The sequence below is a fragment of the Sulfitobacter guttiformis genome (genome assembly GCF_003610455.1).
Classification (GTDB): domain Bacteria; phylum Pseudomonadota; class Alphaproteobacteria; order Rhodobacterales; family Rhodobacteraceae; genus Sulfitobacter; species Sulfitobacter guttiformis.
Genome location: NZ_RAQK01000001.1, coordinates 2365451 through 2386814 on the forward strand (window position 1 = coordinate 2365451; position 21364 = coordinate 2386814).

20 protein-coding genes and 1 tRNA gene are annotated in these 21364 nt (G+C 57.3%); 6 read left to right on the plus strand and 15 right to left on the minus strand.

Going from position 1 to position 21364, the window contains the following annotated elements; translation table 11 throughout:
• The 4 genes from C8N30_RS11515 to C8N30_RS11530 all read right to left on the minus strand — a co-directional run bounded on the left by C8N30_RS11515 (position 1) and on the right by C8N30_RS11530 (position 3137).
• A tRNA-Gln gene (locus C8N30_RS11515) sits at positions 1-75 on the minus strand.
• 74 nt (positions 76-149) lie between these two features.
• Positions 150-1478 carry a mechanosensitive ion channel domain-containing protein gene (locus C8N30_RS11520; RefSeq protein ID WP_025061124.1) on the minus strand — a complete coding sequence of 443 codons (1329 nt, stop codon included), beginning with the start codon at positions 1476-1478 and terminating at the stop codon, positions 150-152.
• Between the two features lie 77 nt (positions 1479-1555).
• On the minus strand, positions 1556-2542 hold the full coding sequence (locus C8N30_RS11525; RefSeq protein ID WP_025061125.1) for an NADPH:quinone reductase: 987 nt from the start codon (positions 2540-2542) through the stop codon (positions 1556-1558).
• Positions 2543-2603: 61 nt separating this feature from the next.
• Positions 2604-3137: an SH3 domain-containing protein gene (locus tag C8N30_RS11530; protein WP_025061126.1), complete on the minus strand. Its 534-nt coding sequence runs from the start codon at positions 3135-3137 to the stop codon at positions 2604-2606.
• A 130-nt stretch (positions 3138-3267) separates the two neighbouring features.
• Here C8N30_RS11530 and C8N30_RS11535 point away from each other — a divergent pair, with 130 nt between their 5' ends.
• The 3 genes from C8N30_RS11535 (at position 3268) to C8N30_RS11545 (ending at position 7523) form a co-directional block, all read left to right on the plus strand.
• Entirely contained in the window at positions 3268-4254 is a 987-nt protein-coding gene (locus C8N30_RS11535; RefSeq protein WP_025061127.1) for a 2-hydroxyacid dehydrogenase, read from the plus strand.
• Positions 4255-4325: 71 nt separating this feature from the next.
• Positions 4326-6101 carry a gamma-glutamyltransferase gene (gene ggt, locus C8N30_RS11540; protein ID WP_025061128.1) on the plus strand — a complete coding sequence of 592 codons (1776 nt, stop codon included), beginning with the start codon at positions 4326-4328 and terminating at the stop codon, positions 6099-6101.
• 3 nt (positions 6102-6104) lie between these two features.
• Positions 6105-7523, plus strand: a complete 1419-nt coding sequence (locus tag C8N30_RS11545; protein WP_025061129.1) for an FAD-binding oxidoreductase — start codon at positions 6105-6107, stop codon at positions 7521-7523.
• Between the two features lie 258 nt (positions 7524-7781).
• On the opposite strand, the gene C8N30_RS11550 is transcribed toward C8N30_RS11545, so the two are convergent.
• Entirely contained in the window at positions 7782-8138 is a 357-nt protein-coding gene (locus C8N30_RS11550; protein ID WP_025061130.1) for a hypothetical protein, read from the minus strand.
• The gene (locus C8N30_RS11555; RefSeq protein WP_025061131.1) at positions 8122-8967 is read right to left on the minus strand and encodes an STING domain-containing protein; all 846 of its coding nucleotides are present in this window, start codon (positions 8965-8967) and stop codon (positions 8122-8124) included. The genes C8N30_RS11550 and C8N30_RS11555 overlap by 17 nt, the downstream gene beginning before the upstream one ends.
• 256 nt (positions 8968-9223) lie before the next feature.
• Between C8N30_RS11555 and C8N30_RS11560 the strand changes: the two genes are divergently transcribed.
• On the plus strand, positions 9224-11716 hold the full coding sequence (locus C8N30_RS11560) for a GcvT family protein (RefSeq protein WP_025061132.1): 2493 nt from the start codon (positions 9224-9226) through the stop codon (positions 11714-11716).
• Complete coding sequence (locus tag C8N30_RS11565; RefSeq protein ID WP_025061133.1) at positions 11679-12173, plus strand: hypothetical protein; 495 nt, start codon at positions 11679-11681, stop codon at positions 12171-12173. The genes C8N30_RS11560 and C8N30_RS11565 overlap by 38 nt, the downstream gene beginning before the upstream one ends.
• A gap of 2 nt (positions 12174-12175) precedes the next feature.
• On the opposite strand, the gene C8N30_RS11570 is transcribed toward C8N30_RS11565, so the two are convergent.
• From C8N30_RS11570 to C8N30_RS11590, 5 genes are all read right to left on the minus strand, one after another.
• Positions 12176-12961 (minus strand): glycoside hydrolase family 25 protein, encoded by a 786-nt coding sequence (locus tag C8N30_RS11570; RefSeq protein ID WP_037967766.1) that lies wholly within the window; start codon positions 12959-12961, stop codon positions 12176-12178.
• Positions 12958-13554: a DUF938 domain-containing protein gene (locus C8N30_RS11575; protein ID WP_409373587.1), complete on the minus strand. Its 597-nt coding sequence runs from the start codon at positions 13552-13554 to the stop codon at positions 12958-12960. The genes C8N30_RS11570 and C8N30_RS11575 overlap by 4 nt, the downstream gene beginning before the upstream one ends.
• Before the next feature lie 50 nt (positions 13555-13604).
• Complete coding sequence (locus C8N30_RS11580; protein WP_025061136.1) at positions 13605-14675, minus strand: NAD(P)/FAD-dependent oxidoreductase; 1071 nt, start codon at positions 14673-14675, stop codon at positions 13605-13607.
• The gene (locus C8N30_RS11585) at positions 14672-15607 is read right to left on the minus strand and encodes an aldo/keto reductase (RefSeq protein WP_025061137.1); all 936 of its coding nucleotides are present in this window, start codon (positions 15605-15607) and stop codon (positions 14672-14674) included. Before C8N30_RS11585 ends, C8N30_RS11580 begins: the two co-directional genes overlap by 4 nt.
• A gap of 194 nt (positions 15608-15801) precedes the next feature.
• Entirely contained in the window at positions 15802-16410 is a 609-nt protein-coding gene (locus tag C8N30_RS11590) for a glutathione S-transferase family protein (RefSeq protein WP_025061138.1), read from the minus strand.
• Between the two features lie 74 nt (positions 16411-16484).
• Here C8N30_RS11590 and C8N30_RS11595 point away from each other — a divergent pair, with 74 nt between their 5' ends.
• Complete coding sequence (locus tag C8N30_RS11595; RefSeq protein WP_025061139.1) at positions 16485-16877, plus strand: ectoine synthase; 393 nt, start codon at positions 16485-16487, stop codon at positions 16875-16877.
• A gap of 431 nt (positions 16878-17308) precedes the next feature.
• On the opposite strand, the gene C8N30_RS11600 is transcribed toward C8N30_RS11595, so the two are convergent.
• From C8N30_RS11600 to C8N30_RS11615, 4 genes are all read right to left on the minus strand, one after another.
• Positions 17309-17554: a hypothetical protein gene (locus C8N30_RS11600; protein WP_025061140.1), complete on the minus strand. Its 246-nt coding sequence runs from the start codon at positions 17552-17554 to the stop codon at positions 17309-17311.
• 621 nt (positions 17555-18175) lie between these two features.
• Positions 18176-19270, minus strand: coding sequence for a BMP family ABC transporter substrate-binding protein (locus tag C8N30_RS11605; protein WP_025061141.1), 1095 nt, complete (start codon positions 19268-19270; stop codon positions 18176-18178).
• A 40-nt stretch (positions 19271-19310) separates the two neighbouring features.
• A complete protein-coding gene (locus C8N30_RS11610; RefSeq protein ID WP_025061142.1) occupies positions 19311-20231 on the minus strand; it encodes an ABC transporter permease in 921 nt (306 codons plus the stop codon).
• Positions 20231-21313, minus strand: a complete 1083-nt coding sequence (locus C8N30_RS11615; protein ID WP_025061143.1) for an ABC transporter permease — start codon at positions 21311-21313, stop codon at positions 20231-20233. Before C8N30_RS11615 ends, C8N30_RS11610 begins: the two co-directional genes overlap by 1 nt.
• Between the last annotated feature and the right edge of the window lie 51 nt (positions 21314-21364).

A 21364-nucleotide genomic window follows, 5' to 3' on the forward strand; every position in this document is an offset into this window, starting at 1 on the left:
TGGCTGGGGTGGTAGGATTCGAACCTACGGTACACGCTACCAAAAAGCGTTGCCTTACCACTTGGCTACACCCCAACGTGCCGCGGTAGATAGGGCGGGTTGGCGCGGGACGCAAGCCTTTATCTGACAATATTCTCATCATTTTAAACTTATTCCTGTTCTGCGTTTTTATGGAGCAAGTCATCGCCGTCTTCTGCACGCTCCAGCTCAATAATTTGTTCAAGTTGTTTGTCCTCTGTCGCCTCCACGCCCTGCGCAGGATGGGATGGGAGGGCCGGCGCTGTTTTTGAGGGTGTAGTACTTGTTCCACGACTTTGCGCGTCGCCAGTTTGACCCTCATGAAGCAGCCTGTAGGTGGGGAATGGCGCGCTCATCCCCGAATTGTCGAAGGCCGCTTGCACCAGTCGGATCGCTTCGGAACGGGCAAGGACGATGTTGGTGTCGTTCTGATTGATCCACGCCGCCATGCCCATGCTCACCGAGCTGTCATCGACTGATTCGATCCATACAGAGGCATGAGGCGCTTCGAGAACGAAAGGAAGCTCCTCCAGGACCTTTAGCGCCAGCGACTGTGCAGCAGCCAGATCAACCTCGGGGGCGACACCCAGTTGAAGCGTGAAGCGGCGCTCGGCATTGCGGGAAAAGTTGACAATACGCGCTTTGAAAACCGTCGAGTTCGGGATCCGGATATGATTTCCGTCAAAGCTCAGGAGAATCGTCGCGCGCGAGGTTAGGCGGATCACCTTTCCTGTATCGCCCTCGATCTCGACAGTATCATTGGGTCGAAACGGCTGTCGGATCGATAGCATGATTGACGCAATAAAGTTTTCGACGGTGTCACGTACAGCAAAACCGATCGCCAACCCGATAATCCCTGCTGCCCCCAGAATACCGGACAACAGGGCGGTGGCATTCACAATATCAAGGGCCATCACAAGCGCACCGATAACAAACGCCAGCCTTATAAACTGGCGATAAAGATCGGCGATAAAAGCATTGGGGGCCAGCCGGTCCCACGGCTGTTTGCGCCGCGCAAGGGCAAAGCCGAGAAAGACAATCAGAGCAAAGAGCGCAATGGCGATCAGGGCCAGCGGCAAGAAGGCAAAGATCTGTTTCGTGCGGGCCTGAAACCGTTCGACGGCGGGATTTAGGCGTTGGACTACGTCGGTAGTCTCGATCACTTCATTCTCAATTGCGACCACACCCTCGACACGGCTCGACAGCTCGTTCAGGCGTGTGATGCTGACCGCATCAAGTGCCCGACCGCGCAAGGTTACGATACCGGAACTTACAGAGACGGAGATGTCGTCATAGCCTTCAAGCTCGGCCAGAATGGCACGGATGCGATTACTTATTGCTGCATCCTGAGTGGCGCTATCGGTGACGGTGATAGTGCCCGAGGGCTGGTCGCTTGCCGTGCTCTGCGACTGCGCCGCAATTGGCAGCGACAAACATAAAATCAGGGCGATATAGCGCATAGGTTCTTTCCGGAAATTGTAGGGGCAGGGCGGGGAACGGAATTGCCCGCAGCAGTTCTGTGGCAATTCCAGCGCGTTTAGCTGCAATCAATAAGTACTGCACCTGCACGACCACCTGCCAAAACCGCCTCATGGGCTGAGGCGCAATCGTTAAGCGCAAATACCTTTGCGACAGGACACGAGAGCGCCCCTTCTTGTAATGCGGCATTCAGGCGTTCTATCCGTTCGCGACGTGCCGCGAGGGGAAGCAGATAAATCAGTATCACGTCGATGGTTACGGCCTTGAACAGGAGGGGCCGAAACGGCAGGGTGGGGGTCATTTCAATCTGGGAGCCATAGGCAGCGATGGTCCCGTTCACACCGATCACTTCGGCGTTCATCGTGACATTCGCGCCAAATTCCACTTCTAGAATTCTGTCGACCATTGCCCCATTATTTGCCGAGATAATGTCGCTGGCCAAGGTCTTAGAGCGATAATCGAGCACATGATGGGCACCTGCGGCTCTGACGCGGTCCATGTCACGGGGGCTTGATGTTGCGATGACATGCGCGCCGCCCCAAACGGCAAGCTGTACCGCGAGATACCCGACCGTGCCACCGCCGCCCGAGACCAGCAGTGTTTTGCCCTGCACATCGCCGGCGCCAAAAACCGCCTCCGCAGCAGTGAGGCCCGGAATGCCCAGAATCGCGCCTGTCTCGAGGTTGACAGTGTCGGGCAATAAAACAGCCTGTTCCGACGGCAGGGTAATATGTGTCGAAGCTGTGCCAAAAGCACGCTGCCACTGGCCATTCCAGATCCAGACGCGGGTGCCGATGCGAGCGGGGTCCACGCCCTTGCCGACCGCCTCAATCAGGCCCGAGCCATCGCTGTGAGGGATCACGCGTGTAAAGGCAGGCTTTGCTATGCCGGGCGCCCCGGCGCGTGATTTTATGTCTGAGGGGTTCACCCCCGAAAAGGCGAGGCGGACGGTAACCTCGCCTGCCGCGGGGGGCGGGGTGTCGAATGTATCGGTGGTCAGAACATCAGCAGCAGTGCCGAAGCGGTCATAGTAGATAGATTTCATGCCGAAGCTTCCTTGTGGATCAGGTTGCTTCTAGAATGCTTTATGCATTGCTGTGGCGCAATCAGTCAAACTCTTCTTGCGGGCGCACACCCCAAAGGCGAGCCTTGGGGGCCCAGCCCTTGAAGCCGCCCGATTTTAGCAAGCACCATTCGCCGCCGCATTCCATTGCCCGTGCGATCACGCCCAGTTCGAGGGCGGCGACAATCGGCGCTGCTGCATCGGGGCGGGCATGCAGGGTGAGCATGTCCTTTTCAATTAAAACGGTGCGGGTGCCGGACAAAAGCGAGTAGTGGACCCAACCGCCCATACCATCACGGTCCTCGACACGGCGCCAGTGGCCGTGCTCGGCTGTGATGCGAAGGGGCATATCGCGACGTTTAAAGACCCAGTCGATTCGGTGCGTCAGGGACGGGCCGCGCCTGACATTGCCTTCCGCAGCTTTCATCGAGACAAAGCGCGGAATCGGACGGTTTGTCACCTGACCCATGTCTTCATCTTCCGCTGCAAGGACGGGCGTTGCAAAGCTGGTGGTCAGGATCAAAGCACACGCGCCAAGGAGCCCTGCGCCGATGCGACGCCATTTTGATTTGTTCATGATGTGCTGCCTGCACTGAATTTTATTGTTTTCGTCTTGCTCAGGAGCAGCGCGTGGTTCTTGTGCCTCGTCGCTGCTTGGGTCACCATGGCAGGAAAAGATGCGTCACGCCAAGTCGGGAGAATGAATTATGTCAAAACAACAGCTGAGTGTTGTAGTCACGCGACGGTTACCGGAGGTTGTCGAAGCGCGCCTCGCCGAATTATTCGATGTGCGGCTGCGCGAAACCGACACGCCCATGACCCGCACAGAGCTGGGCGAGGCCATGAAAACATGTGATGTGCTGGTGCCGACAATCACCGACCAGATCGATAATGCGCTGATCTCGCAAGCGGGTGGGAGGCTCAAGCTGATTGCGAATTATGGCGCGGGGGTTGACCACATCGATGTGGCAACAGCGCGTCAACAAGGCGTCCTCGTCTCGAACACTCCGGGCGTTTTGACCGATGATACGGCCGACATGACGATGGCACTGATGTTGGCTGTCATGCGCCGTATGCCCGAAGGTATGGCCCAGATGAAGGGCGGCAACTGGACAGGTTGGGCACCCAATGCTTTGCTTGGCGGCCGGTTGGCAGGGCGGCGTCTGGGTATTTTAGGCATGGGCCGGATCGGTCAGGCGGTGGCACGGCGCGCCGCGGCGTTCGGGATGCAGATCCATTATCATAACCGCCGCCGCTTGCGCTCCGAGACCGAGGACGCTTTGGGGGCAACCTATTGGGACAGCCTCGATCAGATGGTCGCACGAATGGATGTGATATCGGTCAATTGCCCGCACACACCTTCGACTTTCCACCTTATGAACGCACGGCGGCTTAAACTGATGAAGCCCGAAGCCGTCATCGTAAACACCTCCCGCGGCGAGGTGATCGACGAAAATGCCCTGACGCGGATGCTGCGTGCAGGTGAGATCAAAGGCGCTGGTCTGGACGTCTACGAGCACGGTGTCGAGATCAATCCGCGCCTGCGAGAGCTGGAAAACGTTGTACTGCTGCCCCATATGGGGTCGGCCACTCTGGAAGGCCGGATAGATATGGGCGAGAAAGTGATCATAAATATAAAGACCTTTGATGACGGTCACCGGCCGCCGGATCAGGTTGTGCCGTCGATGCTGTAAGCCAGGCTGCTGCGTGCGCGCGTCGTCAGGATGGGTTTTTCGGAAATATTAATCAGTCAAGGGAGGATACGATGCGGTTAGCTTTGATCGGGTTACTGGCTCTGGTTGCTGGCGGTGCGAATGCGCAGCAGGCCGCAGATGCGGTTCAGCCGGAGGCGGCGGGTGTCGGTATTTTCGAAAGCCTGTCACCACAAGTGACAGCAGCGCTTGAGGCCAAGCGCGCGGGCTTGCCGGTGCAGGCGGAAGACTGGATGGTGGTTGCGGCAAATCCGCATGCTGTGCGCGCCGGAGCCGATGTTCTGGCAGCGGGCGGAACGGCCGCCGATGCCCTGGTGGCCGTACAGGTTATGCTTGGGCTGGTTGAGCCGCAAAGCTCTGGCCTCGGTGGCGGCGCATTTCTGGTCTGGTATGATAGAGCCAGCGGGCGGGTCACGACATTTGACGGGCGCGAAACCGCCCCTTTGGCCGCGACGCCGCAATTATTTCAGGACGCCGCCGGTGAGCCATTGGGCTTTTTTGATGCGGTGGTGGGCGGCCTGTCTGTAGGTGTGCCCGGAACGCCCGCGCTGCTGGCTGAGATTCATGCACGCTACGGTACGCGCGATTGGGCCGGTCTTTTGGCGCCAGCGAGGGCGCTGGCGGCTGACGGATTTCCTGTAAGCCCACGTTTGGCACAACTTGTGGCCGAGGATGCCGAGCGCCTCGCAACATCCGAGATCGCAGCATCATATTTTATGCCATCAGGCGTGCCGGTGGTGCAGGGGGATATGTTGGTTAACCTCCCTTATGCCAACACGCTCAAGGTATTGAGCGAGGAAGGTGTGGGAGCGTTTTACGCGGGTGATTTGGCAAAAACCATCGTTGCGACCGTTCAGGGGGCTGATAATGCAGGCGTTTTATCGGACGTCGATCTGGCGATTTACCGTGTGAAAGAGCGTACTGCTGTTTGTGCGCCTTACCGCGGGCATGAAATCTGCGGTATGGGGCCGCCGTCCTCGGGGGGGATAGCGGTGGGCCAGACGCTGGGATTTCTGGAGGGGTATGACCTTAGTGCCGGTCCGGATGATGTGACCGTGCGCCGCCTGATTGCAGATGCCTCGCGCCTCGCGTTTGCGGACCGCGGGCGATACGTGGCAGACAGTGATTTCGTGCCCGTGCCCGTCAAAGGCTTGCTAGATCCGGCCTACATGGCGGAACGCGGCGCACTGCTCGCGGGCGATGATGCCTTGCCTGAGGTTGCTGCGGGTAACCCAGAGTTTGACCACGCCCTCAATTGGGCGGATGATCAGGCGATCGAGCTTCCGTCCACCTCGCATATCTCGATTGTGGACAGCTTTGGCAATGTGGCTTCGATGACGACAACGATCGAAAACGGATTTGGCAGCCGCCTGATGGTCGGTGGCTTTTTGCTCAATAACCAACTCACGGATTTTTCGTTTCGCAGTCACGATGGAGGTGTGCCGATTGCCAATCGCGTCGAACCGGGCAAGCGGCCGCGTTCTTCCATGGCACCTACGATCGTGATGAAGGACGGCGCGCCGGTGATTGTCGCCGGATCGCCGGGGGGCAGCCGGATTATCGGCTACACGGCGCAGGCCATTATCGCGATGATCGACTGGGGGCTGGATGCGCAGACAGCGGCGGCATTGCCTCACGCAGTAAACCGCTTTGGCACCTATGATCTGGAAGCAGGCACAACCGCCGAAGCATTGGCCGAAGGATTGGCTGCGGTGGGATACGAGACCGATGTGCGCGCGCTTACTTCGGGCCTGCATTTGATTGGTATTGGCGAGCGTTTGCAGGGCGGTGCAGATCCGCGCCGCGAAGGCATCGCATTGGGAGAGTAGACGATGGTTCAGACAATGGCACAGGGGCGAAACGAGACGGGTATCGCCGCCGCTATGGGTATTCTCAAGCAGCAATTCGGAGAGCGCTTTCACACTGGCGCGTCAATCTGCGAGCAACATGCCCATACAACGACATGGATCGTCAATCAGCCGCCGGATGGTGTTGTTTTCGCCCGGTCGACGCAGGAGGTCTCTGAGGTGGTCAGGATTTGCGCCGCCCATAAGGTGGCAGTCATCCCGTTCGGTACCGGCACATCGCTGGAAGGGCATGTGAACGCTCCTGCAGGGGGGATCAGCATTGATGTCAGTCAGATGAATGCGGTGGTCGAGGTGAATGCGGGAGATCTGGATTGCCGTGTACAGCCCGGAGTGACACGCATGGCGCTCAATACCCATCTGCGCGATCAAGGATTATTTTTTCCGATTGATCCGGGTGCGGACGCGAGCATTGGAGGAATGGCAGCAACGCGGGCTTCCGGAACCAACGCTGTGCGCTACGGCACGATGAAGGACAACGTCCTGAGCCTCGAAGTGGTGATGGCCAATGGCGAGGTTATCCGCACAGCGAGCCGGGCCCGCAAATCCTCGGCGGGGTATGATCTGACGCGGCTGATGGTTGGCTCCGAAGGGACGCTGGGGATTATAACCGAAGTCACCTTGCGACTTCAGGGAATCCCCGAAGCCATGTCAGCGGCGAGTTGTTCGTTTCCGTCGGTTGAGGCCGCCTGTGAAACAGTGATGGCAGTGATACAATACGGCCTTCCCGTCGCGCGGATAGAGTTGCTTGATGCGCTGGTGGTCAAGGCGGTCAACAGCTACTCCAAACTGACCCTGCCGGAGACACCACTGCTGTTGCTGGAGTTTCACGGATCGAATGCGGGTGTGGCAGAGCAGGCAGAGACCTTTGGATCGCTTGCGGCAGATTTTGGCGGTAGCGGGTATGCCGCGACCACCTCGGCAGAGGAGCGTAACAAGCTTTGGCAGGCGCGCCATGACGCATATTGGGCAATGCTGGCGCTGCGGCCCGGATGTAAAGCAGTGGCAACGGATGTTTGTGTGCCGATCTCGCGGCTGGCTGAGGCTGTGGTTGCGACGAACGACAAAGCAAGCGAGTTGGAGCTGATTGCGCCCATCGTGGGTCATGCCGGCGACGGTAACTTCCACGCTTCGGTGTTGCTGGATATGGATAATGCAGACGAGGTCGCGCGGGCGCAGACCTTCGTTAGCTGGCTCAATAATTTTGCCATCGAATTGGGTGGTACCTGCACCGGCGAGCACGGGATCGGACAGGGTAAGCGCCCCTATCTCGTGAAAGAACTTGGCGGCGCAGTCGATGTAATGCGGGCGATCAAAAGGGCGCTGGACCCTGATGATATTATGAACCCTGGTAAAATTCTGCCTGATGGTCGGACAGATTTATAATTCTGGCGCTGGTAAGGTTTGTTCCGTCGGGCTGAGAGGCCTTCTTCAATGTCTTCTGTTCTGCCAGATAGGCGAGATCCATTTCATGGGTCACGGCCCATTCATCCACACTGGAATCCCGAAGCCCGTCCCGTCCTAAAACTTGCTTGATGAAATTCAGCATGGGATCACCTTCTGTTAACCATTGAATCCGAATAAAGCGGAAGGTGGTTAATAATTGGTTAATCTTTCTTGTCGAGTGTCTGAATGGCTTGCTTTTTATGTGAGGTGAAGACGCAGCAAAACACGGCGCCACAGCAAATCTTGCTCGGTTCTGCCGACATTTGCCCACGGGATGGCGCCATTGACCAGCTTGATGATATGGGCAGCATTTTTATCAAGCATCGCCCTGCTATCTTCATCATGTCCGATCGCATCAAACTCCACATAGTCGGTTGGCCAACCACCCGTGCAGATCATAAAGTGATGCAGCGCTGAAGGTTGGCGCCCTTCTTCCAACGCGCCAAAATTCAAGTCTGTCAGTCTTTGTGCAGGGACCAAAAGACGTCTCAGGAAAAAATGGTCATCTCCCGCTATCCTTGCCTGATAACTGTCCTGATCAAGACTTATCAGCATCAATCGCCTTTTGGGTTCGCGCAATATCCGCCTCAAGCTCGGCTATGACTTTGCGCAGGTCTTTTGCAAATTGTTCGGTATTGTCGCCTTCAATAAATACCAGATTGCCCCAATCTTCGTCGCCAAAAAAGTCGATCAATGAGGCGCGAAATTCTGCACGCAATTCTTTGAATCGGCTACGCCACCATTTTTGTCGCGCGACCCTGCCTGCAGGCATATGCGCTTCAAGCTCCAGAATGCGGCGGATGACTTTCATCGTGCTGGGCAGATCGACAAACAGCGGCAACGGCGGCGCCTCCTGCTTCTGAATCGTAAACACATCACGACCAAAAACATCATCCGTCCGCACATTATCGAGGCCAAAACCCAGACGGCTGATGACAACTTTCAGTCGCGCCCAGTAAAACTGTGGCCGTTCCACCAACTCGTAACTTGGTAAGACAATCACGATGCGGAAATTCGGGGTATCAGCGGCAATTTTCTGGACAACGTTGCTCAGATAATTCTCGTAATAGCCCCAAGCCAGCGCCTGCACGGCAGTATTTCTTATGTTGGGAATCTTGAGGATATAGATGCTCGAAATCGACAACACGGAGAACAGGCCACCGATTACGATGCCGAATATCCCGTCGTTCTGGGCCAGCCCGCCAATGCTTGCAAGGAGCGGACCGATGGCAGTATTTTCAAGCGTCCGGCTTAGGTAACTCGAGAGGGGAAAGGCATCTTTCTCTACCATGATGCTGCTGAAAAGCACGGTCAGAATTGCGAGAAAACTGACAAGCCAAAGAAGCTTCCATGCCCATTGGCGGGTAGATAGAAAGTCGAACATCCAAAGACCTTAACCAATTGTGAAGATCTAAAACTTTGCGCGGATAGGCATGAAATTCAAGGGTGAAGCCCTGCTGAAACCGGATTCCTGTTACCAGAACTCTGCTTCGGCGATCCCAAAGCCCGCTTTTGACGCATCCACTATGATCCTCACTGCGGTAGAAGGTCGGTTTTTTGCGTTTTCCAGTCGCGGGTTGGCTGTGAAAATCAATCTTCGGAGATAGAACGGGGCAACACGCGCAAAGGGGAATCGTGGCATGAAAACTCAAGTCAAAGCATTAGTCGTTGGTGGGGGTGCCGTTGGAACCTCGATTGCCTATCATCTGGCCCGTGCGGGCTGGGATGACGTGATGCTTCTGGAGCGCGATGAGCTGACTTCGGGGTCGACATGGCATGCGGCGGGGTTGCTGCCTTATTTCAACATGAGCTTTGCTACCACTCACATTCACGACTACTCGATCAAGTTCTATAAGACTTTGGAGGAAGAGACGGGCCTGAACGCCGGTTTCGCAGTGGTTGGTAACTTGCGGATGGCCCAAACCGACGAGCGGATGGACGAGTATATGCTCTATGCCTCAACCGCCGAGACCTGCGGAGTGCCTTATGAATGGATGACCCCTGACCAGATCAAGGCGAAATGGCCGCTCATCCGCACCGAAGACCTCAAAGGCGCGCTTTACCATCAGACGGACGGGTACATTAACCCTGCAGACGTGACCATGGCGATGGCAAAAGGTGCGCGCCAGCGCGGCGTTGTGATCGAGCGGAAATGGCAGGCCGATGCGTTCCACTGGAACGGGGAGGCGTGGGAAGTGACTGTTACCAAGATGGTTGAAAAGGGCGGCAACCTTGTGCCATCTGACGAGCAAGTGGTGGTTACCGCCGAGCATGTCGTCACCGCCAGCGGCAACCATGCACAGCGCACAGCCAAGATGCTTGGGATTAAGATGCCCGCCATTCCGGTCGAGCATCAGTTCATCGTCATGGACCAAGACCCCGAGTTGGTGAAATTCCGCGCCGAAGGCAACGTCGAACATCCGGTCATCCGCGACGCCGATGCTCAGTCCTATGTGCGCGAGGAGCGCGGGGGCTGGATTTTGGGTGTCTATGAGCCCAATGCACCTGCGCGGTTCGAATACGGCGTCCCTGACAGCTTCCGTGCTGACCTCTTCCAGCTCGATCTGGACCGGATCGAAGACCAGTATATGGCGATGAACCATCGCATTCCCTCGGCCGAAAGCTGCGGCCTGAAGGATGATTTCAACGGTCCAATCTGTTATACGCCTGATGGCAACCCGCTGGTAGGACCTGCGCCGGGTCTTCGCAATATGTGGCTGGCCGAAGGGTTTAGTTTTGGCATCACAGCGGCGGGTGGCACCGGCTATTATCTCGCGCAACTGATGGTAAAGGGCGAGGCCGATATCGATATGGCAAGTCTCGATCCCAAGCGTTACGGCGACTGGATGACCACCGAATTTGCCGCACGTAAAAACGAGGAGGCGTATGAGCACGTCTATATCCTCCACCACCCAGACGAGGAGCGCCCCGCCTGCCGCCCACTGCGCACATCGCCCGCCTATGACAGGCAGGCCGCACGCGGAGCGCAATTTGGCTGGGTCAACGGCTGGGAGCGCCCGAATTACTATGCGCCCGAAGGCTTTAGCGACCGTGACGCGCGCAGTTTCCGGCGTGGGGGCTGGTGGCAATACGCGGTGGACGAGGCAAAGGCCGTGCGCGAGGGTGTGGGCCTTATCGACGCGACCGCCTTTACCAAACATCTGGTCAAGGGACCGGGGGCTACGGCATTCCTAGACTGGTTTACCTGTAACAAGTTACCGTCGGTGGGCCGGATCAATCTGACCTATGCCCTCACCGGGGCAGGCACCACGCGCACGGAATACACCATCGTCCGGCTGGCAGAGCATGAATATTATTTAGTAAGTGCCGGCGGCTGGACCGCTTACGACAGCGACTATCTGCGCAAGGCGGTTGAGGATAAGGCACCCGAGTTCGGGTATATCGAGTGCCATGATGTTACCACGCAGTGGGGCGTTTTCGCCATTGCCGGCCCCAAATCCCGTGATGTCTTGCGCAGCGTGATCAAGGACGCCGATCCTGATACTGTTCTGTCTAACAAGCGTTTCCCGTGGCTGACGATGCGCAACATCGAGCTTGGCATGGTGCCTGTGCGGGCCATCCGTGTCGCTTATACCGGTGAGTTGGGCTGGGAACTCCACCACCCGATCGAGATGCAAAATCACCTGTTTGATATGCTGGAAAAAGCTGGCGAAGCGCACGGTATGAAACTGGTCGGTGCACGGGCGCAAAACTGGCTGCGTCAGGAGAAATCATATCGCGCCTTCGGCACCGAACTGGGCCGTGACGCGACCCCGCTCGAAGCGGACCTGCCGCGTTTTGTCGATATGAACAAGGACTTTCACGGCAAGCAGGCGATGGCCGATCATGGCATAAAAGCAAAATGCGTGACCCTGCTGATCGATGGACCGGTGGATGCTGACCCTTGGGGTCGCGAAGTTCTCTATCACGGTGAGAGACGTGTAGGGCGTTTGACGTCGGGCGGCTATTCTGTCGCATTCGGAAAATCAATCGGAATGGGCTATGTCAAACCGGAAACCGCAGTGGTCGGGACCAAGTTGAAGGTCAAGATGTTCGACCAACTGTGGGATGGCGAGATTGTCGAGGATAGCCCTTATGATCCCAAAAACGCCACCATTCGCATGGACGGCTAAAGCCTATATCGCCATCGCGAGCGTTTTGCTCGCGGTGGTGTTTGGCTTGGGCGTCGCACTGTCTCCCTCACGCACGCCGACAGTTGCCGTTATCGGCGACAGGGCAGATGAGGTCCGCACCGCGCTGGGCATCGCACAAAGTGACGATGCGACCGTGACTATTGTACTTCTCAATCGCTGGGACAGCTTGCGCCATCTGCCCGATATTGCCGAGCTATGCTGGGATGCCTGCCATTTTGGGGCCGCCGCTCAGATCGCGCTCACGCAGATGCGGTTTTCTAAAACGCGAAAAGTGGTGGTTTTTCACTTGCCTGATTTTGAGAATGATCTGGCCTGCGTCGTTGAGCGTGCACGCTTTGAAGCACAAGCTTTGCGCGCTGCATTCCCGGCATGTAAGACTAACGCGGCACGTTTGGCGGTCTGGATTTTGCCTATGGGTCTGGGCCGCATTTCGTGATGCTATTTATGTGCGCGTGCGGCCAGCCATGTAGTCCATTGTGCGCGGGTACCTGAAAACGCGTTCAGATCAACTTCGCCTTTGATCCCGTCGATCAAACCCGTGGCCGAATATTGCCAGAACTGCCAGCGCTCACCGGGGAAGGCTTCACCAGGGGATTTGGCGGTGGTCCGCAGCCAATATTCATACCCGTTGAAGCCTGAAAGATTGTTTTCGGCGTAGAATTGCGGCGTCGTATAGATAATAGGGCGCTGGCCATAGTGCGCCTCGATGATGCGGAGCCAGCGGCGCATTTCGTCCTGTACGACGTTTGCCGCGGGGCGGCGGTGCGCACAGGTGGGCGAAAGCGGGTTCCATTCCATGTCGAGGACTGGTGGCATCATGCCTTTTGACCGCGGCACATTTCGGATGAACCATTGTGCCTGCACCTCCGGCGAGGTGCAGAAATAGTAAAAGTGATAGGCACCGCGCGCCACGCCCGCCTTACCTGCGCCGCGCCAGTGCGTGGTGAATGCAGGATCCAACAGATCACCGCCTTCGGTCGCCTTCAGGAAGGCAAAGTTTACACCGTTGCGCCGTGCCTGTGACCAGTCAATGCTGGTCTGGAACCGTGCCGCATCAATGCCGTGAACGGGATATTGCGCGGGGCGCTGTCCTTTGAAGTCGACCGGATTTGCATCCCTGAAATCTGGTGCGACCGGCGTGCCGATAGGGATCGCCTCACGGCCTGTCCCGCAGGCGACAAGCAGACCAAGCAGAGCGATACAAAGAAAGGCGCGGATTTTCATTCTGGGCTCCGTCTGGCGATAAAGGCGAGGTTGTTGGAAGGCATGTCGTGCACGCTAACAACAAGGCCCGTTGATGTCAGTACTTCATTGATCCATCTATCGTCCTTGTAGCCGATTGCTGGATTAGCTGCTTGCAATTCGGCATTAAACTTTGCGTCGCCCTCCGAGGTGAGGCGACCTTCTCGCATGAACGGACCATAAAGGGTGAGGGTGCCTGCGGGCGCCAGCGCTACTGATGCTTCGGTCAGTAGCGTATACGCACCTGCCTGCGGAATGAGGTGCAGCAGGTTCCCCAGATGTATCAGATCGAAGGGCTGCAGACATTGGGACCAGCCCCGCCGCGTGGCATCGAGGTGGCGGGCAGGGTGTAGATTGGGCAATTGTGCGGTCGCGGCATACGCATCAATGCTGGCCATTCTGTCGGCCGCGACCTCGCTTGGGTGCCAGTCAATCTGTGGCAAAGCCGATGCAAGGGCCATAACATGCTGGCCCGTACCGGAAGCAAGTTCAAGAGCGCGCCCATGAGGTGGAGCGTGGACACGCAGAAGCTCCACGATGACGCCCATGTTCCGCTCGGCCGAAGGAGCATGCAATTTGCCACTCCCTAGAGCGGAGGCAACGCTGGCGTTGGGAGGAAGACTGCTCATACGCGCAGTCGGTCGGGGCGTAGAGCGGCAACATCGGCCGCCCCAAGGGTAGGCGTGCGGCCCGTCACAAGATCAGCCAGCAGGGCAGAGGCTGCGGGAGATGTCTGGAAGCCATAGCCCCCTTGACCTGCGCACCAGACAAACTCTGGTACGTCCGGATCCCGGCCCAGCACAAGTGTGCGGTCGGGCGCGAAACTGCGCAGGCCAGCCCATGTGGCGATCGGGCGTGTAACCGGCTCGACCACCATATTCTCATAACGATCAAGCCCCTCGGCGAGCGTCATATCATCAGCATAAGCGTCATGGGGATGGGTCGGTACTTCTTCCGCAGGTGAGACCAGCAGCGCGCCTGCATCAGGCTTGGCGTACCACGATTCACCCACGCCAAAGAACATCGGCCAGCGCGATGTATCATGCCCGCCCGGTGCGGCCAGCCGTGCCATGGAGCGGCGGTGCGGAACAATACCCACAGGGGTCACGCCAGCGATGCCGGCGATCAAATCGGCCCAAGCGCCTGCGGCATTTACAAGGGTTCTTGCCGTGTACTCGCCCCCTGCTGACACGTGCCAGCCGTGGGCGTCCTTACGGATATTGGTGACGGTCGCGCCGGTAATGATCTGCCCGCCATTTTTGCGAATTGTCCGGATGAAATCGTGCATCAGGCGGTCGGTATCAATGTCGAACGCTGGCGCGTGATAGCCTGCAAAGGCCACTTTAGCCGGATCGAGTATCGGTACAAAATCACGTGCTTCGGAAGGGGTGACCGGCTCGACGCCCATGTGGACCACATCCGCGCGGAAAGCGGTTTCTTCCGTGGGACCCGCAACGATCAGCAGGCCGCGGGGCGTCAGATAATTTCCGGTCATGAAATGCGCCATGCTCGCGCGGTTGAGCGCTTGCACGGACGGCGCGCCATAGTTTTCCTCGATCAGCGCTGCCGAGCGGCCGGAGGCGTGATAGCCGGTCGCGGTTTCCATTTCCAGCAGGGTGACCCTTGCATCAGCAGACAGCCGCGCGGCGGCGGACAAACCGGCAATGCCACCGCCAATCACGAGGATATCGCTCATTGCTCTTCCGCCCTGTCGGTAGCGGGGGGCGGGGCAGGGACCAAAGCAGCGAGTTCAGCGTAAAGCGCAGGTGTCATCACATAGTCCATCGCCGCCAGTGACGGCTCTAGCTGCTGCGTTGAGCGTGCAGAGATAATCGGGGTTGGTGATGTCTTATGTGCTGCGGCCCATGCCACTGCGAGGGTGGCAGGGTGGCCCCCCTCGCGCAGGGCGATCTCGCTAAGTGCGGCTGCGGCGCTGCGCATATGCTCGAAGTTGTAGCGCGCGGCATAGCGGTCATCCTCTGTCAGGCGGCCCGATCCACCGCTTGCATATTTGCCCGTGAGCAAGCCACCGCCCAGCGGCGAATAAGGTGCACAAAGTATTTCATAATCCTGTGCCATCGGCAAAATTTCGACTTCAGCCTGACGCTTGACGAGGCTGTACATCGGCTGGATCAGGGTGATTTTGAGGTCAAATTCTGCGGCTATCCCTGCCGCTTTTGCGGCCTGCCAGGCAGAGAAGTTGGATATGCCGATATAACGGATAACCCCTTTTCTTTTGAGCTCTGCGAATGTCTCGAAGCTGGCATGCATATCGGTGTCGGGATCAAAGCGATGCAAATAGAGCGCGTCGAGGGTGTCGAGTTTCATCCGGCTCCGCGATGTTTCGGCAGAGGCGCGGATGTTCTGGGGGGTTGCACCACCGGTGTAGGCGGCTTTCGTCGCGATCACGAGACGGTCGCGGTAGGGTTTTACCATCTCACCCAGCAATGTTTCCGATGCGCCGTCAGTATAGACATGAGCGGTGTCAAAGTGGGTAATACCCGCATTGAGGGCGGCTTCGAACATGGCCTGTGAGGCGGCGCGGTCTGCGCGGCCTCCAAATTGCATTGTGCCAAACGCAAGGCGGCTGGCAGGGGTGCCATCGGGGCTGGTGAGGAGTTGTGTCATAGCCAAATTCTGGCACGGAGGCCGCTGGCACGCAACGGGAAACCGCAATGCTCGCGGGCGGCATAAATCGCTCTGTCGCACACAGCTTTCAGGTATGGGCGCAGGGCAGAATAAGGTTCAGCTCACCCCCCCCACGATGATCCGCAAGGAACAGTGGGGGGCAAGAAGCTGACAAATGCTGTGAAGACGCTTCTTTAAACGCCGCCTTTTTCCACGGCGCGCTGAAATGCGGGGCGGGCCTCAATGGCGTCGACGAAGGCCGCCAGTTTCGGGTATTTACCACGCCGCTCAAGCCGCATAGCGATTTGTGCAGGGAAGCTAAGCATAATGTCGGCCGCACTCAGATCATCCAGCACAAAATGGCCGGAGGGGCGCAGGATGCTTTCCATATAGGAGAAATGGTTATCCAACTCGGACTGGATACGTGGATGCAGGGGCGCCCCCGCTTCGCCCAGACGGCCCACATAGAGGTTGAGCAAAATAGGTGTCATCGCTGAACCTTCGGCGAAATGCATGGCTTCGAGGTGGCGGTTGTGCGCGGGCGTCCCTTTGGTGGGGATCATTTGCGGCGCGAATGTCGTGCAAAGAAACTCGGTGATGGCACCGCTCTCGATCACTATCTCGCCATCCAGTTCGATCATCGGGGACTTGCCCAGCGGATGAAGCGCCAGCAATTCCGGCGGTGCGAGATTCGTTTTCTCATCGCGGATGTGGGTGATGAATTCATATGGATTTCCGATCTCCTCAAGGAGCCAGAGAATACGCAGGGAGCGGGACCTGTTGAGGTGATGGAGTTTTATCATAACCCGAGCTTAGGGGGTTTGTGCAGGTCTGGAAAGCAGGGCAATGTGGGCGTGACGTAACGGGAGATCACGAGATGATTATTGCAGATAAGGCCAAGCTGACCGGCACGGTTAGGGATGCAAATGGACCCGGCTGGCAGAGCTTGAGGCTGCTGGTGCGGTCGGACGGAATGGGTTTTTCGATGACGGAAACCCGCGTGTTGCCTGGCGCAGTGCTGCGCCTGCAATACAAGCACCACATTGAGGCGTGTTATTGCATCGCAGGTGCAGGTGAGGTTGTAGAGTTGGCAACAGGCGCGGTCCACCAGATTTCGGCAGGCGTCCTTTACGCACCTGACAAGCATGACCTGCACGAGGTGCGGGTGCCTGCTGGGGGTGCTGCGCTGCATCTGATTTGTGTGTTCTCGCCGGGGTTGGAGGGGACGGAGGTACACGGGCCGGACGGGAGTTACCCCGCGCCGGTGTAAGAGTCCCGAAGTGGTTAACGGCAAGATGTGCATATGTGTTAGACACTGGTACCCATAAGCCCTTTATATCAGCGGTGGAGGTGCATGCGACGATGCGGCCTAACGCCTGATCGCGCTTGAGAACCACCAGCGTCGATCAGTGTGGTTGGCAAGGGTGTACCAGTCTAATTTTACGAAGGCCATCTTGTCGATTTATGCGGTATTTTCAGCGATTAGCACGACGATGATGCGCTCTCGTCGCCTGCAGGTCGAGCACCAGATAGGAGGGTAGTCGACGAAAGCGGTTTTACCGCTTTTCAAAGCGGTATTGATCAAACCCGCGGTTCGTCGCTGAAATCTTCGGTGCGGTCTAGTACGTTCAACATGGCGAAGCTGCTTGCGACGGCGGGAAAGGCGCGGCGCATCATAGCGATCTCTCTGGGGATTTGGGACTAAGGATCACAGGATGACCGATATGTCCTGAAGCCGGATTGGAACATCCTCCAGCACCCTCGCGTCAGTGATTTGGTTTGGTGGGAGTAATCCTCCGGGCCGAGAGTGATGAAAGTCACACCAAGGTTTTGCTCTGATTGCTCTGCCAGAACGCGAAGCAGATTTGCACGTTTGCGGATGGCCTCCTGCACGCCCATGCCCACGCCGTTGATCAACGTTGAGACCCCGAGTGCGAAGGCAGACATGGCACGCTTTACATAAGCAAGGCTTTTCCTTGGGAGGCCAGTTCGATAGCAGCGCCCAGTGTGCGACCGGTACAAGGTGGCCTAGCTTCTCCCCTCAGTAAGCCTCCGATGAACTGTTCTTTTAGGCCGGAGGCATCAAGCGTGCTCATCTTTGCGTCAGCAGTGCTGGCGATACCTGCGGTCACAATCTCTTATCTTCGCGCAAACAGTGGTCCCACAAGGATCGCTCCGAAGAGGAACATTATAATGCCATGACCCGTGCAGCGGGCATCTTGCGTCAGGCCGATGCCAGCGTCAAACGCTGCGACGAGCACGCTGAAAGTGACGAACGATACACGTATTCTCACCGCTAGGGCGACGGACCCGAAGATGCCTGCGTTGAGCCCACGACCAGAACGATTGTCAGGACCGGCAGAACACAGGGACTGAAATGTGTGAGCATGCCTGCAAGATATGCAAAGAAAAATCCCGTCTACAAGGCATGCGGCCTAAGGTCCGACCGGGAACTAGACATGTGGTTCATCGCTGTTAACAAAGCTGTTAGGCGCGTTGAATGTCCGCATAACGACAAAAGGCCCCACCATTTGGCAGGGCCTTTATCGCATTTTGGTCTAGTGCCGCTTATTGTGGAATTTCGCCCTCGATGCCTTCGACATAGAAATTCATGCCGGCCAGTGTGCCGTCATCTGCTGTCTCGCCTTCGGCAAGAAACACGCTTCCATCTTGCTTGTTCAGCGGTCCGGTGAAGGCGTGATAGGAGCCGTCAGCGAGTGACGCCTTGAGGGCCAGTGCCTGCTCCTTGATCTCTGCTGGAACAGCGTCGGAAATCTCGCCGATGCCGACCATACCAGCGCCGATGCCATCCCATGTGTCCGTTGATGTCCACGTGCCGTCTTTGACTGCTTTTACACGGGCGATATAGTAAGGTGCCCAGTCGTCAATGATCGAGGACACGCGGGGCGTCGGGGCATATTGCGACATATCGGAGGCCTGACCGAAGGTGATCACATTGCCCGCTTCCTGTGCAGCGGCCTGTGGCGCGGTTGAGTCAGTGTGCTGCAGAACAACGTCTGCCCCTTGCTCGATCAGGACCTTCGCTGCGTCCGCTTCTTTCGCAGGGTCGAACCATGTGTAAGCCCATACAATTTTAAACTGCACGTCGGGATTAACTTTGCGGGCGTGGATGAAGGCGGAGTTGATCCCGCGAATAACTTCGGGAATCGGATAGGAGCCGATGTAGCCGACGATGTTCGACTTTGTCATGGAACCTGCGATATGCCCCTGAATGGCGCGTCCCTCGTAGAAGCGCGCTGAGTAGGTCGACACATTGTCGGCGCGCTTGTACCCGGTGGCGTGCTCGAATTTCACGTCGGGGAACTTCGCTGCAACGTTGATCGTCGGGTCCATGTAACCGAACGAGGTGGTGAAGATCAGATCGGCGCCATCAAGGGCCATCTGTGTCATTACACGTTCGGAGTCCGGGCCCTCTGCCACGCTCTCGACGTATACTGTCTCGACGCTGTCGCCGAACTCTGCTTCGACGGCGAGGCGCCCTTTGTCGTGCTCGTAGGTCCAGCCACCGTCACCGATGGGACCCACGTAGACAAAGCCTACTTTGGTTTTTGCATGGGCATCGGCAAAAGCGGCTGGCGCGATGCCCGCAACCAGTGCAGTGCCGAGCAGCAGCTTGGCTGCAGCGCGTTTTGTATATGTCATTTCAGAAGTCTCCCCAGAGTTTATGTAATGCAGATCTGCCTCAGGAAGAGGCATGGAATATCCGTCCCAGCGAACCCGGTGCGGCGCTTTTAGTGCGCGACAGAAACACGAGAACGATGATGGTGATAACGTAAGGCGACATTGCCAGATATTCGACGGGAATGGCAACGCCTGCGCCCTGTAGATTGAGCTGTAATTGAACAAGACCGCCAAAAAGATAGGCACCTGCCAGCACGCGTAAGGGGCGCCATGAGGCAAATACTACCAGCGCGAGTGCAATCCACCCGATCCCAGCCGTCATCCCTTCGGTCCATTGTGGCACACGAATTAAGCTTATGTATGCGCCGCCGACCCCTGCACAGGCCCCGCCGAACATAATCGCCAATGTGCGGATCCGCTTTACCTTGAATCCCAGCGCGTGGGCGGCATCGTGATTTTCACCAACCGCGCGCAGGGTCAGACCGATGCGAGTAAATTTGAGCACGGCCCAAACAACAAGCACCAGCATCAGGCCGAAGTAGACTATGATATCATGGCTGAGCAGGATCGGCCCTATGTAGGGGATCTCCCCCAACGGGCCAAAGTCTACATCCGCAAGACGCGGCGGTTTGATCCCAACATAGCTTTGACCCAAGAGTGCTGAAAACCCCAAGCCAAACAACGTGAGTGCAAGGCCAGACGCTACCTGATTTGCGAGCATCACTTGCGTGAGAAAGGCAAACAACAGGCTCAGCACCGCTCCGCCTACCGCCGCTGCAGCAAAGCCCAGCAGGGGCGAGCCGGTCTCGACGGCAGTGGCAAAACCGCAGATCGCGCCCATGATCATCATGCCTTCAACCCCGAGGTTGAGCACACCCGTCCGCTCCACCACCAGTTCCCCGATGGCGGCAAAGATGAGCGGGGTTGCGGCAACAAAAAAACCGGCAATGAACAGGACGGGATTGATTGCAGACAGATCCATTATACCACCGCCGTCCGGCCAAATTTCAGCCGGTAATTTGTGAACAGATCAAAGGCGAGCAGGAAAAACAGCAGCATTCCCTGAAACACCTGAATGGCGGCTGCCGGCAGCCCCAGCTTGGATTGTGCGATGTCGCCCCCGATATAAGTCAGCGCCATTAACCCGCCCGCCAGCAAGATACCGACCGGATGCAAGCGACCCAAAAAAGCTACGATAATCGCGGTAAACCCGTAGCCTACGTTGAAATCAATTGTCACCTGACCTGCTGGCCCCGACACCTCGAACATGCCGGCAAGCCCTGCAAGCAGCCCTGACATGCCAAGGCAGAACAGCACGAGCCGCGCAGGATTTACACCTGAAAAGGCCGCCGCACGCGGTGCATCTCCGGTTACTCGAATGGCAAATCCCGTTCGATGGCGCGCCAGCAGGACATAGGCAAATATAACTGCAATAAAGGCTGCAACGACGCCCCAGTGCATGCCGGTGCCTGTTATTAGCTCCGCATTATGAGCGCTTGAATACTGCTGCAAATTACGCGAGCCTGGAAATCCGAATCCTTCAGGGTTTTTGAGTAACCCCAAAGACATAGATGCCAGAAACTGCTCTGCTACATAGACCAGCATCAAAGACACCAGTATCTCGTTGGTCCCGAATTTGACCTTGAGCACCGCAGGGATCATCGCCCAGATCCAGCCGCCAAATGCCCCCGAAATGACCATGAGCGGAAATACAAGTGCGCTTTCTGTCGGATAAAACGCCAGCCCTGCACCAGCGCCGAACAGTGCACCCATGATATACTGTCCCTCCGCGCCGATATTCCAGATACCAGCCTTGAACCCAAGGCTCAGGCCAATCGCAATCAGAACCAATGGAGCCCCTTTGATTAAAAGCTGTGGACGGTAAAAAAACGCGAACTCCCCGAATAACGGTTCCCAAAAGATCGTGGCGATCGCCTCGAGCGGGTCTTTCCCCAGCGCCGCAAACAACAATCCGCCAAACACCATTGTCGCCAGCACTGCCAACGCAGGTGCCGCCAACGAGAAAGCTCTGCTCGGTTCGGGCCGCTTTACCAATGCAATCATGCGCCGATCCCCGCCATGGACTGCTTCTTCATTTTTCTGGCAAACTGAATT

What these genes read in the sequence shown, in the direction of transcription:
- C8N30_RS11520 (WP_025061124.1), bottom strand. Translation starts at nt 1,478, where the DNA reads ATGCGCTATATCGCCCTGATTTTATGTTTGTCGCTGCCAATTGCGGCG.
- C8N30_RS11525 (WP_025061125.1), bottom strand. Translation starts at nt 2,542, where the DNA reads ATGAAATCTATCTACTATGACCGCTTCGGCACTGCTGCTGATGTTCTG.
- C8N30_RS11530 (WP_025061126.1), bottom strand. Translation starts at nt 3,137, where the DNA reads ATGAACAAATCAAAATGGCGTCGCATCGGCGCAGGGCTCCTTGGCGCG.
- C8N30_RS11535 (WP_025061127.1), top strand. Translation starts at nt 3,268, where the DNA reads ATGTCAAAACAACAGCTGAGTGTTGTAGTCACGCGACGGTTACCGGAG.
- ggt (WP_025061128.1), top strand. Translation starts at nt 4,326, where the DNA reads ATGCGGTTAGCTTTGATCGGGTTACTGGCTCTGGTTGCTGGCGGTGCG.
- C8N30_RS11545 (WP_025061129.1), top strand. Translation starts at nt 6,105, where the DNA reads ATGGTTCAGACAATGGCACAGGGGCGAAACGAGACGGGTATCGCCGCC.
- C8N30_RS11550 (WP_025061130.1), bottom strand. Translation starts at nt 8,138, where the DNA reads ATGCTGATAAGTCTTGATCAGGACAGTTATCAGGCAAGGATAGCGGGA.
- C8N30_RS11555 (WP_025061131.1), bottom strand. Translation starts at nt 8,967, where the DNA reads ATGTTCGACTTTCTATCTACCCGCCAATGGGCATGGAAGCTTCTTTGG.
- C8N30_RS11560 (WP_025061132.1), top strand. Translation starts at nt 9,224, where the DNA reads ATGAAAACTCAAGTCAAAGCATTAGTCGTTGGTGGGGGTGCCGTTGGA.
- C8N30_RS11565 (WP_025061133.1), top strand. Translation starts at nt 11,679, where the DNA reads ATGATCCCAAAAACGCCACCATTCGCATGGACGGCTAAAGCCTATATC.
- C8N30_RS11570 (WP_037967766.1), bottom strand. Translation starts at nt 12,961, where the DNA reads ATGAAAATCCGCGCCTTTCTTTGTATCGCTCTGCTTGGTCTGCTTGTC.
- C8N30_RS11580 (WP_025061136.1), bottom strand. Translation starts at nt 14,675, where the DNA reads ATGAGCGATATCCTCGTGATTGGCGGTGGCATTGCCGGTTTGTCCGCC.
- C8N30_RS11585 (WP_025061137.1), bottom strand. Translation starts at nt 15,607, where the DNA reads ATGACACAACTCCTCACCAGCCCCGATGGCACCCCTGCCAGCCGCCTT.
- C8N30_RS11590 (WP_025061138.1), bottom strand. Translation starts at nt 16,410, where the DNA reads ATGATAAAACTCCATCACCTCAACAGGTCCCGCTCCCTGCGTATTCTC.
- C8N30_RS11595 (WP_025061139.1), top strand. Translation starts at nt 16,485, where the DNA reads ATGATTATTGCAGATAAGGCCAAGCTGACCGGCACGGTTAGGGATGCA.
- C8N30_RS11600 (WP_025061140.1), bottom strand. Translation starts at nt 17,554, where the DNA reads ATGTCTGCCTTCGCACTCGGGGTCTCAACGTTGATCAACGGCGTGGGC.
- C8N30_RS11605 (WP_025061141.1), bottom strand. Translation starts at nt 19,270, where the DNA reads ATGACATATACAAAACGCGCTGCAGCCAAGCTGCTGCTCGGCACTGCA.
- C8N30_RS11610 (WP_025061142.1), bottom strand. Translation starts at nt 20,231, where the DNA reads ATGGATCTGTCTGCAATCAATCCCGTCCTGTTCATTGCCGGTTTTTTT.
- C8N30_RS11615 (WP_025061143.1), bottom strand. Translation starts at nt 21,313, where the DNA reads ATGATTGCATTGGTAAAGCGGCCCGAACCGAGCAGAGCTTTCTCGTTG.